This window comes from uncultured Aquimarina sp., from assembly GCF_947492115.1.
Taxonomy (GTDB): Bacteria; Bacteroidota; Bacteroidia; order Flavobacteriales; family Flavobacteriaceae; genus Aquimarina.
Window position 1 is genome coordinate 107,383 of record NZ_CANLMM010000002.1, and the last position, 14,025, is coordinate 121,407.

The window sequence follows — 14,025 nt, forward strand, 5'->3', positions numbered from 1 at the left end:
ATTCTAGCTCCAAACCACTGGCATAAACACAGTCATTTCCGCCTGTCCCCTATTGCTCCAAGCGAAATAAGGAACCAGTTGAGCTTTGTAAGTAGTCCAATCAGGTCGTTTTACCACATTATAAATATCATTTGATTTATCTGAGCGAATCAAAATTTCACCTTCTATAGTTGTCACTCCTCCCAAGAAATCTTCTCTATGATTTGCTTTAAAATCTTCACTTCCTTTTATATAAACATCTAAAATACTAGTATTCTCAGGTAGATCAGGAGATTCTATACAATAAACGATCGGACCTCTTTTTATCGCTATTTGATTACGAATTTCTTCTATACGCGGATGACCTTCTACAAAAGTGATTTCCATTGGCATATCTAAAACGATCACATCACCTGATTTCCATGAGCGATTTACTACTGCATATTTTCCAGGAACAACATCTATGGTCACCGTTTCACCATTAACTGTTAAAGTACTTCCAGTTGCCCAAATCGGAATTCTGATTTTTATTTCAAAATCAGTCGTCTTACATTCTTCGACAGTAATTTTCACAATACCTTTCCATGGGTACTCTGTATCTTGTTTCAGTATAATCTTGGATCCATCAATCATAGCAGTATTCAAATGATTCCCTCCGAATAAATTTACCGATACTCCATTATCTGTAAGACTATAAGCCCATCCAGAAAGTTTGGCCAGTGTTCTTACTAAATTTGGGGGACAACAAAAACAATCTAAATATGGTTTTCTATAGGGTGTTTCTGTAATATTTTCATGCGCTTGATAATCTCTGGTATTATGAATCATACGAAGCGGATTTGCATAAAAATAATCTTTCCCTTCTATGCCTATCCCTGATAACGCACTATTATATAAAACTAACTCGATAATATCAGCATATTTCGATGCTCCATGAATTTGTAGCATTCGATAACTGAACATGGCGTTACAGAGATTGGCACAGGTTTCATTGTATGCGGTCATATTAGGCATCATATATTCATCGATAAAACCTTCTTCGATCATATCCAGATTGGTAGAAGCTCCATAATGCGCTTGACCAACAGCTCCAGTAACATACATTTTTTTACCGGTCACATTTTCCCATAATCGATCCAACGCATCAATTAGAGCTTTTTCTCCAGTTTCTGCATATACATCAGCAGCTCCAGCATAGTAGTACAAGGCAAGAACAGCATGCCCCACAGCTTCTGTAGCCTCTCTTAAGGGTGTTCTTTCTTGTACCATATCGCCAATTGGATATCCTTCGGTAGTAGAGTGATGTTCTACTTCATATTTTCCTCTATTATCAATAAAGCGTTTTGCCAGGCTCAAGTATTTTTCCTCTTTGGTAATCCTATACAGTTCTACCAATCCCATTATCTGCGTTTGGTTAAACCCAAAACGCCCATAATGTTTTGTTTCTGGCATAAAAATGGTGCACAACAGATCCGCTTGTTTTATAGCTATATCTAATAAACTTCTTTGTTGAGTTGCTTTAAAATGAACACAAGCACTGATCAAAAGATGACCTATATTGTACATCTCATGATATTTTCTATTTTCGAATCGATCAACTCCATCAGTAGTTTGCACATATGTATGAATATATCCGTCTTCTTCCTGTGCATCGCCAATGATTTGAATATATTCATCCAATTTTTCTAATAACTTATGGTCTTTAGTTTTAGCATAAACATATGCTTCTGCCTCCAAAAACTTATAGAAGTCTCCATCATGCCAGAACATCCCTTGGTGTTTTCCTGTTTGTTTTCCTGCCGCTATTTTAAAGTTATTCAATGCATGACCAATATCTCCACATAATACCTCTCCCATATACGGTAGCATTGTCTCATACAATTTATCAAACTTACTTCCCCAGAAACCGTCCGTCCATTCACAATCTGTTACTTCTAAGGCTCTCATTTTGTTAAATGGGCTTCCCACAGATTTTAATTCATCTCTTTTCTCTATTTCCAAATCAATATTCATCATTGTAAGGTTTATACTTTATTAAGTTGGTTTAATCTACTTGTAATTAGCTGTTAATTCAGTTTAAAAGTTTCTTCAAACTTTGGCATTTTCATTTTATACCAATTTTCTTCAGTTTCCTCATCATGAAACCATTCGGGATCCGAATGTGTTTTTGCCCATTCATTTGATTTTTCAATCAATTCCTTTAGTATATCGGGATGTTGATTACTGATATCATTCTCTTCTCCAATATCTTTTTCGATATCATACAATTTCCAAGGAGCCCGTTCAGGTTTATATGCTTTCCAATGATCTAAACGAACTCCTACCTCATTGCTCGTTTTTCTATGTCTAAGTGTAAGAATCGGTGCTCCTTTTCTAGGATTTCCCCCTACGATCAGATCACTCCATATATCCTTTCCGTCCACTATTTTGTGATCAGGCAATTCTATCTTGGCTAATCCTGCAAAGGTTGGATAAAAGTCTAAAGCAGATACTGGATAATCAAAAGTCTTCCCTTTTGTTATTTTTTTTGGCCAATGAAAAAACATGGGAACACGAATTCCTCCTTCAGATGTATTTCCTTTTCTTCCTCTTAACGGAAAATTATTTCCACCTTGATCTGTCCTACCTCCATTATCACTTAGGAATACAATAAGCGTATTTTCTAATTGTTCGGTTTTTTCTAAAGTATTTATTAGCTGTCCTACTCCTCTATCCACGGCATGTACCATAGCAGCATAGGTCTTTCTTTTTTCATCTTTGATATGAGCATATACTTTCAAATCTTCTTCTTTAGCTTCTAAAGGAGTGTGCGGCGCGTTATAGGAAAGATATAAAAAGAAAGGAGAATCTTTCTCTGAAGCTTTGTTTACAAATTTTGATGCTTCGCGAGATAACGCATCTGTGATATATTCATTTTCATCAACTTCAGCTCCATTATATTCTAAGGGAGTAATATAATCCCAAATTTCTGTATTTCCAGCATCCTTCTGTTCTTTATATGCTGCTTTAAATTGGTCTGGGAAATAGTTATGCCCTCCACCTAAAAAACCATAAAAGTCATCAAAACCCCTATTATTAGGATGATATTTAGTTATAGTTCCAAGATGCCATTTACCAATAGCTCCTGTATAATATCCTGCTTGCTGAAGTACTTTACTAATAAAAGTTTCTTGCAATGAAATCCCTTTCCCTGCATTATTATGTGCCCTTGGTAAATTGTACTGAGAACCTATTTGATGCGGATATCTTCCTGTCATTAATGCTGCTCTACTAGGACCGCAAAAAGGATGTGCTACATAAGCCGATGAAAAAATAATTCCATTGCCTGCCAAAGCATCTAATTCTGGTGTTTTAATATCCTCAGAACCATTGAATCCTACATCAGCATATCCAAGATCATCACATAAAATTAATATGATATTAGGTCGATCGCTTTTGGATGATTCTGTAATATTTTGATTATTAATCTCAACCTGTACATTTCTTTTACATGAAGTATTCCATGTTATGATCCCTAAACAAATTAAGGTCTTATATAGATTAGAATTCATACTATTATCGTTTTATCATCCCTTTAATTTCCTTAAAATGCCGTGCTAAAAACTTCAAATCATTATGAGCAATAGCCTTCTTGTCAAAAAGAGAGCTTCCCATTCCAACTCCTTGACATCCAACCACAAAGAAATCAGCAATATTGTTTTTTGAAACACCTCCTGTAGGCAATAATTTGATCTCATTCAAAGGTCCTTTTACATCTTTTATAAACTGTATCCCAAGTTGAGTGGCAGGAAATATTTTTACCATATCAGCTCCTAAATCCCAAGCTTTATAAATTTCTGTTGGCGTAAAGGCTCCAGGGAACACAGGTGTTTTTTTAGCCACACAAGTGGTAATTACTTCTTCATTTGTAATAGGAGTAACAATAAACTGTGCTCCTACTTGTAAAGCTTCTTCTAATTCTTTCATAGTACAGACTGTACCTGCTCCAATATTCAATTCGGGAAAACTACTAACCAATTCCTTAATTATGTTTGCTGCACTGGGAGAGTTCATGGTAATTTCTACTGTAGAAAATCCGCTTTCTTTATATACAGGCATAATATTCATGACAGTATCTAAAGAGTAACCGCGAAGAATCCCAACGATTGGTGTACTTTCAAATCTTTCCCAAGAAAATTTTTGATCAAGCATAAGACTGTGCTATTTTTTTTTGTCCTATTAATAGTGCATTATCTATAATTTCTGGTCTAAAACAAGTAAATCTATCAGATGGCAAATTGGACACTAACGCCAGTAAATAGAGTTCTCTTAATATTCCTGAAGCTCCCAAAAAGATTTTTTGATCATTTTTCTTTAGATAAGAAAGCTCACTGCCAATAACCAATCCAGAGAGAAAATAAAAGTTCATTTCTTTTGAAGTACTCTTCAAGATATCGTTTCCTCTAATTGAAAAAAGCGCTGTCATAAATTCATCGTTTATTCCTTTTTGTACTCCTTCTAGAAAAATCCCAGAAAACTTTGGATCCCAAACTGTATTTTTTACTGATAGCGATAATAAACCTGTCGTACTTAAAATTTCAAAAAGCTCTCCGCTCATGAAAGTGGAGAAATCAATAATATTATCTCCAGAAAATCTAATATGCTTAGAATGCGTTCCTGGTAAGATAATAACCCCTTCGGACGCATCTGATATATGATCTATAATTCCAATTGCCTGAGTTTCTTCTCCTCTCATGATATCCGATTCTGTTCGAATTCCAGATATTAATAATGTTTGGATCTTATGATCTAATGAAAACAAAGAACAATTGATATTTGCTCCATTAAATGGTTGCGGAACAGATGCATATGGCAACGCTTTCATTCCTATGGCGGAAGTTATCATTCCAGAAGCTATGATCAATATATCATCCTTAGGTAGGTCAGTCAAAATATCTAACTGACGTAATAGATAATTTTTAAAAAAATCTTCTCGTGATACTTCCTTCTGGTTCAGAGATTGTTGATACAATTTGCTGACTCCTACATTTGTCTTATGCTCTTGAATTATTCTTAAATCCTTAGAATCCACCAGTCTTATTCTAAAATTAGAAGTACCCCAATCACAACTTACAAATTGTTCTGGTAAATTCATTTTTACAGTTGTTTGGTAACTCTCTTTCTAATCAAATAATCATCTAGTGCAAACACAGAACAATCAACCCCGATTCCACTATTTTTTATTCCTCCGTGAGGAAGGTAGATATCATATTTGAATCCATTGAGGTGAACCTCTCCAAATTCCAATTCTTCTGTGAATTGACGAAGTGTATTCTCATTCGATGAGTATACATAGGAAGCAAGACCTACATCCACACTATTCGCCAATGCAATACTTTCATTGATTGAAGAAAAAGAAGTAATAAATGCTACTGGTCCAAAAATCTCTTGTTGTAATATTTTTGCTTCATTATTTTTAAAAGCTATAACTGTAGGTTCATAATAGTACCCCTCTCTTTCTACTCTGTCGCCTCCATATAATAATTCACCACCTTCTTCTCTTGCCACTTTTACGATATCACCCACCTTTTTTAGAGACTGCTTATTCGCTAGAGGTCCCATTAAAACTGCAGCCTCTTCATCTTTACCATAACCAATTCCTATTTCTTTAACTTGCTGAATAAATTTTTCTACAAATTTTTCAAAAACAGCATCTTCAATATAAAATCGATTAGGTGCTACACATACCTGACCGCTATTTCCAAATTTTAAAGCTACTCCATCCGACACAGCTTTATCAATATCAGCATCTGCAAACACCACAAAAGGAGCATTACCGCCACACTCCATACTGAAACGCTTTATGGATGTTTTACTACTCTGTCCCATTAATTTCTGAGCTGTTTCCGTAGAACCAATCATCGTAATTAATTTCGGGATAGTACTCTCGCACAATGGAATTCCGACATCCTCTACATCGCCACATATGACATTGATGACCCCTTTCGGGAAATCAATTTCTTCACAAATTTCTCCAATCATGTATGCTGAGAGTGGTGAAAACTCAGAAGGTTTTAAAATAATACTGCATCCAGCGGCTAATGCTGGACCGAGTTTAAATCCTAAATTCAATAATGGAAAATTATACGCTAAAAAAGCAACCACTACTCCTACAGGTTGATGAATTACTTTATGTGCATGAGTACCTTCTTTATCAGCAATTGGAATATCGATTTTATTTTTGATCTCTTCCGAGTAGAATGCTAGAGAGTTTGTAATACTCATAATATCTTCCTCAGAACCTTTCCAGCTTTTACCCATTTCATACATCATCATCTCTCTAAGAATCTCTGATTTTTCTAAGATCTTATCACGTAATTTCAAAATCCATTCTTCGCGCTCGTCAACTGACAATTTAGACCAATACAGAAATCCTTTTTGAGCTGCCTCTATGGTTTTTAGTGTATCTTCTTTTGTGGCCCAACTTAAGGTAGCTACAGTAGTTTCATCTAAAGGAGAAACTACATCAAAACGTTTATTCCTTTCAGCATCAATCAGTTCTCCGTTTATATATAATTTTTTATGTCCAAAGTCCATGTGTCTTTTCTATTGTATATTTTTCAATTACTTCTTCATTAATTGTAAAGCCTAAGCCAACAATATTCTCATCTTGTTTTATAATTCCATCATCGAAAATTATTGAATTATTTGTTAATTCTTCTCTTAATAAATTTTCCGTTCGATCATGTTCTATGTAAAATCTTGGTTCTCGTAAACGACCAGGAATAATATCTAAGTTCATAATAAAATGCAATGCTGCTGCAAAAGCAATTCCACTTCCCCATGTATGTGGAACAATTTCAATTCCATAAACCGATGCTAATGTGGCAATTCTCTTCGCTTCTGTAAGTCCTCCCGCTGCACAAATATCTGGCTGTAAGACATCAACTGCTTTAGCATCTAAAAGCGTCTGAAATCCATAACGTAAATACTCACATTCTCCGGCTGCTATCGGTATAGAAGTTCTTTTTCTTAATTCCTCAAACTGCCCATAATATTCTGGAGAAAGTGGCTCCTCAAACCAACTTATATCATACTGTTCTACGGCGAGCGCCAACTGTATTGCTTCCTTTAGATTATAAGCATGATTAGCATCTATCATTAAAGCTATATCTGGACCTATGGCTTCTCTGATTGCCTTTACATGTTCTATATCTTTTTCAATAGTAAAACCAACTTTCATTTTAATCGCTTTATACCCTAGATCCGCGTATTGTTTTGCTTCTACCGAAAGTGATTCTGTTAGGTTATTGTTATTTGTAAAATACAAGCCAGTTGCATATGGCGTAATAAAATCTCTCTTCTTTCCTCCTAATAACGTATATACAGGTAGTTCTAAAATTTTACCTTTAAGATCCCACAAAGCAACATCAATAGCACTAATTGCAGCAACAAAAATTCCTTTTCTGGCGTAATCTAAAGTTCTTCGATACATTAGATCCCATAAGGTTTCCGTTTCTAAAGGATTTTTTCCTATTAAATAAGGGGCTAGATAATCGATACCTGCTTTGAGAACATTTGCTGGTCCATACCCTTCTCCCCAACCTACATGACCGGAATCAGAGGTAATTTTTACTATGCATATACGCCTTTCTGAATACTCCCATTGCGAAAAAGAAAAGCTTTCTTTTAGAGTATCAACGAGAACAAAACTTTCTATTGATTTAATCTTCACTATATTAATTGTTGTAGATTATTTAATTTGAATTTAGTGCTTAAAAATTAGGATACTCGAAATCTCATTATGATCTTTTGAGTATTATTTTAAATTTTAACAAATTAAATGGATATCAAACAATCCGAACAGGTTGATCTTATCCTTCACATACATTATTTTACCCTGTTGAACATTTCAACTTTTGGTAAAATTCAATTTCAAAAACCTAATCCACACCAAACAATTATAACCTACTGATTATAAGAGATCAAACTAAATATCAATACTGTTTCAAGAATATTAAAAAGTATGATACTGCTTTTGATATTCTGAAGGAGTTACTCCCATGATACTTTTAAACTGTCTATTAAAATTTGTAATTGTATTAAATCCTGATTGGTAACAAATGGTAGTAATTTGAAGTTTTCCTTCTATTAATAATTTACAGGCATTGATAATTCTTATTTCATTTAGATATTGGGAAAACGATTTATGTGTTTGTTTTTTAAAATATCTACAAAATGAATTAGGAGCCATATGCGCGATAGAAGCTATTTCCTGTAATTCTATTTTTTTATGATAGTTTGTCGTCAGATAAGAAATGATTTTAGCAATTTTTTGTTTTTCTTCTCTTCGGAAAAAGGCTGCCTGTGTTTCTCCACATAAAAACTGATGATTTTCTTTTTCTGATAAAATATTTAATATTTCTAAAATCTTAGTAATGCGAAATACACCATCACTCGCCACCAAATCCAAAAAAAGATTTTGAACTTTACTGTTCTCCTCGACAGAAAATTTGAGTCCTCTATTGGAATGATACAAAAGAGATTTAATCTTTTTCATTTCAGTTAACTCCATAAAATCACTACCCAAAAAGTCAGCTTCGAATTTCACAACAATTACATCCACGCTTTCTGTTACCGAATCTTCAGAATAATACTCACTATTATTCCTGAATAGATGAGGAAGATTACTGCCTATTAAGTATAAATCTCCAGGATTAAAATGATGTATCGAATTGCCAACATATCTTGTTCCGGAGCTCTTTAAAAAATAAATAAGTTCTAACTCTTTATGAAAGTGCCAATCTGGCTCTAAACAAGGAATCGTATCTCTTCTGATTAGAAAAGATTTATCCGGCATAAGATCATTTTCTTTATAAGTAAGTTTCATGACTAAAATAAATTATGAATACGTTGATTGTTTGGGGGTTACACGTAAAGAGAAAGAAATATGACTTTTTCAAATAATAAGTAAGCTACAAAGTTACGAACTGATTAAAACTAAAAGTTTAATTATATCAATATTTTTTTGTTAAAAATCATACAAATAACTCACAAATCACTATCTAAAATTGCAAAAATAAGAACAAGGTTAAAATAATGCATAAGTGGGTTAAAAAATGCTAATCAAGTTTTCTTCTAATGATTTAATCTTGTCTTGTGTTTAGAAAAAGTAAAATTATAGTAAAATAAAGATCATATCAGGCCAAATATATCTTTATCCGTATTCTTTACTTTTTTAGGGAAAATAATATAAAAACACAATAACTCATTTTGATAAAGTAATACATATATTATGAACATTACATCTAACGCATCAGCTAAAAATGCTTTTGCTAGTTTATTTTTTATACTTTTTTTGGGGATGTTAACTACGTATTCTCAAGAATTAATTGAGGGGTCGATAGTAGATGAAGGAGATATTCCTGTGCCAGGAGTGAATATTTTGATTGAAGGTACAGATAAAGGAGTGGTATCTGATTTTGATGGTAAATTTAGTATTTCGGCATCTATTAGTGATGTCTTAATTATTTCTTATTTAGGATATGAAACTCAGAGAATTCTTGTTGGAGAACAAAAAATCATCTCGATAAAACTAAAATCAGATTCTGAAGTATTAGATGATGTAGTTGTGGTAGGTTATGGTTCTGCCAGAAGAAAGGATTTATCAGGATCATTTTCTACTTTAAAATCAGAATCTTTTGAAAATCAACCACTTTCTCGTCCAGAAGAAGCACTACAAGGTAGAGTTTCTGGAGTATCGATTCAAAAATCTAGTGGGATTCCAGGCTCTCAAATAAAAGTTAGGGTACGAGGAGTAAATTCCGTGACTGGAAACAATGCTCCCCTAGTAGTAATTGACGGTGTTTTTGGAGGAAATTTACAAAGTATTAATCCTGCAGATATTGCCTCCATTAATGTTTTAAAAGATGCTTCTGCGTTAGCAATTTATGGTTCTCGTGGATCTAACGGAGTAATTTTAGTAACAACCAAAAAAGGGAAAGGTAAAACTAAAATAAGCCTAGAAACATTTACGACATTATCCGAAGTTTCGAGATCCATAGACAGACTGAATTCTGAACAATTTGCACGTTTCAAAAATGAGCAGCGTGTACTTAACGGAAATGATCCTATTTTTACAGATGCGGAAGTAGCTAATTTTGCTGCGAATCCAATTGACTACGAAGATGCAATTCTGAGAGAAGCTTTTGGAACAAATACACAACTATCTGTTAGCGGTGGATCTGATAAATTCAACTATTTTTTATCAGGTAATTATGTAGATCAAGATGGAGTTGTGATCACTAATGACTATGAAAGATATTCATTAAGATCTAATATTAAAACTAATATTTCTGATAGAGTATCCCTAGGAGTAAATCTTTTTGGTAGCAGGGAAACAGACATAAACAATCCGAATTCTTTTGACCGAGTTACTGGTAGTTTATTAACCAGAGCAATCACTTATGATCCTACGACTCCTATTTTCAGTGGTAATGATGGTATAAATGGAGGGTACAATATAGAATCTCTAAATTCTTTTGCGAACAACAGACCAAATCCGATTGCTGCCCTCAATAGAAGTAATCGAGAATTTATTTCTGACCGACTAAACGCTAATATTGATTTCAAATACAAAATCTCTGATCATTTCACCTACAATATGGTAGTGGGATTAGCAACTATTACCAATACCTTACAATCTTTTATCGTTGATGGAGATAATTCTACAACGGATGCCGTTGGACACACTACAGTAAACTTCAATAACACAAGAATCACTAATCACCAAGTTAGCAACATCCTTAATTACAAAAATGATTTTGGAAATCATGCTATAGATGCTACTGCTGTATATGAATTCCAAGGTTCTCGTTCTGAAAGCAACTCTTACAGCACAGTTGATGTATCGATACCTGGTTTCTTTGTGGGTGGAGATGAGGGGAATCCAGATGATCAACGATTTAGTAACGGAGGGGGACAAACAGCTATCCAATCTTTTTTAGGTAGAGCAACTTATAGTTATAATGATGATCTATACCTAACTGCTTCTCTAAGAGTAGATCAATCCTCTAGATTTCTTAGAGATAATAGAACTGGATATTTTCCATCTGTATCTTTAGCCTATGGTTTTAACAAATTGATAGAGGATAGTAAGTTTAATAATCTAAAACTTAGAGTAAGTTGGGGTGAAGTAGGAAGTCAGTTTATTTCTCCACTTGCTAATCAGGCAGGTGTTGTGAATGTATTTCCTGCAGTAACCTTCGATGGTGTTACTGCGGTAATCGGAAATAGATTTTCAAGAGCTGCAAATCCAAATATTACTTGGGAAACTACCGAACAATGGAATGCAGGTCTTGATGTAGGTTTATCCAACAGATTTTCATTGTCCTTTGATTACTTTATAAAAAATACTAGAGATCTTCTATTGGTAAGTCAACTTCCTAATTCTAATATTAATTTTTCCAGCAATGTTGGTGAAGTAAGAAACGAAGGATTTGATATTACCTTATCTGGAGATATCATCGTTCGAAAAGATTTTATCTGGAACTCTAGCCTAGCACTTTCTCACGTAGAAAACGAAGTTATTGCCCTAAATGATGGTCAAGAGCAGATTGTAGGAAACATTCAATCAATAGATGGTACTACTAACCCTATTAACGTGATAAGAGAAGGATTACCTTTAGGACAGTTCTACGGATTTGTATTTTTAGGCACCTGGAAAAGCACAGATGATATCCCGACCAGACCTAATGGTACTCCTCTATTCCGTCCTGGTGATGCCAGATATGTTTTAGATGAAAATAACAGACCCGTTTTACAACCACTAGGAAGTGGTATTCCAAAAACAACTTGGGGTCTTAATAATACATTTACATATAAAAACTGGGATGTAAATGTCTTTATCCAAGGAGCACATGGTTTTAAAGTATTCAATCTAGTAGAGGGAGCTATTAATGGTCAGCGAGGAGCTTTTAGAGATAACTTATCTTTTAATGCTCTAAATGCATGGACACCTGATAATGAAACCGATATCCCAAGATTAGGAAGTAATCCACTACTAAATTCTAGTCAGTTTGTAGAAGATGGGGATTATATTAGATTAAGCAATCTCACGATAGGATATACAATACCAGATTTATTTGGAGTAAGAACTAAATTTTATGTTGGCGGTCAAAACCTGGCAATCATAACAGATTATAGTGGTTACGATCCAGAAGTTACATCAAGACCAGGTAATCCATCTTCAGCAAATACCGATGTTGGATCCGGTATTAATATTGGAGCAATACCAACTCCCAGATCATACACACTAGGAGTAAAATTTGATTTTTAATTTTAAAAAATGAAAAATGAAAAAAGATAAAAGAACAAATCACTATACAAGATTCTTTATAGCAACGCTACTAATGATATCTATAGGAATGACAAATTCTTGTGCAGATTTAGATCCTGATCTTACAGAGTTTAATGTTCCACCAGAATCTTTTGCAAACTTAAGTGAATTAGAAACCAGTGTTTTTGGCCTATATGGTTTAGTAAGAACAGCAGCAGTTTTTACAACCTTTTACTCACCAAGTTGGGCTGGTGATGATATTACGACACATTCTGGATTAAATAAAGGAGACTTTAGAGAGTTTGACCAACGTAACGTAAGTGCTACCAATGCTAGATTATTAAATAACTGGAGAGGAATGTATAATATTATTAATAACACTAATATTATCTTATCCAGAGTAGACGCTTTACAAGGTTTTGACACTGTAGATCAAGATGAACTTTCACGATTATTAGGTGAAGTTTATTTTCTAAGGGGGATGGCATATTATCACCTTGCCAGAACGCATGAAAAGCTTCCGCTAGCTTTATCAAGACTTCCAGAAGCAAATGTAAGCGCTTCTTCGCGCTTAGAGGTTTTCATGCAAATTGAAGAAGATTTACTAGAAGCTGAATCTAGATTACCGATGATTAATGCAGCACTTGCATCTGCAGGTATCAGCGGAGCAACAAGAGTAAACAAAGGCTCTGCAAGAGCATTATTAGCAAGATTCTATTTGGATTGGGCAGGTTTTCCATTAAATGACTCATCAAAATATGTGCTCGCTGCAGAAATGGCCAAAAAAGTTATTGACGATAGTAGTGCGCATGGATTTGATTTAGTAGAAAACTTTCAGGATCTGTGGAAATTAGAAAATAGATTTAATACAGAATCTCTATTTACCATTGCCTATAATAGCAGTGCAAGAATTAGAAACTTAAAATTTAATCGAGTTGGTTATCCGGGTGAAGCACCTTTTAGAGGATGGGATGAAACTTATGGAGAAATCAAATTTTTCGAAGATTTTCCTGAGGGAGCTAGAAAAGAGGCTACCTATAGAATGGATATAGATTGGAAGAATCTTACGCTTCAGAAAAGCCCTATTTTGGCAAAAATAACAGGTCCTGCAGGAGATTTACCAATGACAGGAGCTTGGCACTTTACAGAACGAAACGATTTTTATATGCGCTACGCAGAGATCCTTTTAACCTATGCAGAAGCCTCAGGAAGATCAGGAAATATAACAACAGATTCCTGGGAAGCTCTGAATATGGTGAGAAGACGCGCAGCTGGATTACCATTTAACACACCAGTTACAAGTCCTGTTCCACAATTGGATCTAGAAGGAAACGAAATACCAGGATTAACCTATGTTGATATTACTACAGGAGATCTAGCAGAATTAGCCTTTACCGAAAGAAAATGGGAATTTACTGGAGAATATCTAAGATGGAATGATTTGGTAAGGATGCAACGTGTGGAACAGGCTTTATCCAACAGAACTCCATCAACTTCTACGACAAGTGATGGAACACTGCTTCAAGAGGTGAATACAATAAGCGGAAGCTTAAGTACAGATAATTACTTTTCTCCTTTACCACAGGTAATTGTAGACGAAAACCCGAATCTTTTAAATTAAAAGTTTTATTGTTTTGTTAGTAATCTAGAGTTGTAATAATGGCAGAGACATTATCGTTGTTACGTTTTATGTTTCTGTCATTATTTTTAACAATAGAAAATTAATTAAA

9 protein-coding genes are annotated in these 14,025 nt (G+C 34.3%); 2 read left to right on the plus strand and 7 right to left on the minus strand.

What is annotated here, in order from left to right; genetic code table 11:
- Positions 1–3 precede the first annotated feature (3 nt).
- The 7 genes from Q1A73_RS05860 to Q1A73_RS05890 form a co-directional block, all read right to left on the minus strand.
- Complete coding sequence (locus Q1A73_RS05860; protein ID WP_299602852.1) at positions 4–1,992, minus strand: beta-L-arabinofuranosidase domain-containing protein; 1,989 nt, start codon at positions 1,990–1,992, stop codon at positions 4–6.
- Positions 1,993–2,045: 53 nt separating this feature from the next.
- A complete protein-coding gene (locus tag Q1A73_RS05865) occupies positions 2,046–3,530 on the minus strand; it encodes a sulfatase-like hydrolase/transferase (RefSeq protein WP_299602854.1) in 1,485 nt (494 codons plus the stop codon).
- A 4-nt stretch (positions 3,531–3,534) separates the two neighbouring features.
- Positions 3,535–4,170, minus strand: a complete 636-nt coding sequence (locus Q1A73_RS05870) for a bifunctional 4-hydroxy-2-oxoglutarate aldolase/2-dehydro-3-deoxy-phosphogluconate aldolase (protein WP_299602855.1) — start codon at positions 4,168–4,170, stop codon at positions 3,535–3,537.
- Complete coding sequence (locus tag Q1A73_RS05875) at positions 4,163–5,113, minus strand: 2-dehydro-3-deoxygalactonokinase (protein ID WP_299602857.1); 951 nt, start codon at positions 5,111–5,113, stop codon at positions 4,163–4,165. The genes Q1A73_RS05870 and Q1A73_RS05875 overlap by 8 nt, the downstream gene beginning before the upstream one ends.
- A 2-nt stretch (positions 5,114–5,115) precedes the next feature.
- The gene (locus Q1A73_RS05880; protein ID WP_299602859.1) at positions 5,116–6,555 is read right to left on the minus strand and encodes an aldehyde dehydrogenase family protein; all 1,440 of its coding nucleotides are present in this window, start codon (positions 6,553–6,555) and stop codon (positions 5,116–5,118) included.
- Positions 6,539–7,693, minus strand: coding sequence for a mandelate racemase/muconate lactonizing enzyme family protein (locus Q1A73_RS05885; RefSeq protein WP_299602861.1), 1,155 nt, complete (start codon positions 7,691–7,693; stop codon positions 6,539–6,541). Before Q1A73_RS05885 ends, Q1A73_RS05880 begins: the two co-directional genes overlap by 17 nt.
- Before the next feature lie 282 nt (positions 7,694–7,975).
- Positions 7,976–8,848 (minus strand): AraC family transcriptional regulator, encoded by an 873-nt coding sequence (locus tag Q1A73_RS05890; protein ID WP_299602862.1) that lies wholly within the window; start codon positions 8,846–8,848, stop codon positions 7,976–7,978.
- A gap of 405 nt (positions 8,849–9,253) precedes the next feature.
- Between Q1A73_RS05890 and Q1A73_RS05895 the strand changes: the two genes are divergently transcribed.
- Positions 9,254–12,295 (plus strand): TonB-dependent receptor, encoded by a 3,042-nt coding sequence (locus tag Q1A73_RS05895; RefSeq protein ID WP_299602865.1) that lies wholly within the window; start codon positions 9,254–9,256, stop codon positions 12,293–12,295.
- A gap of 16 nt (positions 12,296–12,311) precedes the next feature.
- Positions 12,312–13,916 carry a RagB/SusD family nutrient uptake outer membrane protein gene (locus Q1A73_RS05900; protein ID WP_299602868.1) on the plus strand — a complete coding sequence of 535 codons (1,605 nt, stop codon included), beginning with the start codon at positions 12,312–12,314 and terminating at the stop codon, positions 13,914–13,916.
- Positions 13,917–14,025 lie beyond the last annotated feature (109 nt).

Coding starts and splice junctions, on each gene's coding strand:
- Q1A73_RS05860 (WP_299602852.1), bottom strand. CDS start 1,992: ATGAATATTGATTTGGAAATAGAGAAAAGAGATGAATTAAAATCTGTG.
- Q1A73_RS05865 (WP_299602854.1), bottom strand. CDS start 3,530: ATGAATTCTAATCTATATAAGACCTTAATTTGTTTAGGGATCATAACA.
- Q1A73_RS05870 (WP_299602855.1), bottom strand. CDS start 4,170: ATGCTTGATCAAAAATTTTCTTGGGAAAGATTTGAAAGTACACCAATC.
- Q1A73_RS05875 (WP_299602857.1), bottom strand. CDS start 5,113: ATGAATTTACCAGAACAATTTGTAAGTTGTGATTGGGGTACTTCTAAT.
- Q1A73_RS05880 (WP_299602859.1), bottom strand. CDS start 6,555: ATGGACTTTGGACATAAAAAATTATATATAAACGGAGAACTGATTGAT.
- Q1A73_RS05890 (WP_299602862.1), bottom strand. CDS start 8,848: ATGAAACTTACTTATAAAGAAAATGATCTTATGCCGGATAAATCTTTT.
- Q1A73_RS05895 (WP_299602865.1), top strand. CDS start 9,254: ATGAACATTACATCTAACGCATCAGCTAAAAATGCTTTTGCTAGTTTA.
- Q1A73_RS05900 (WP_299602868.1), top strand. CDS start 12,312: ATGAAAAAAGATAAAAGAACAAATCACTATACAAGATTCTTTATAGCA.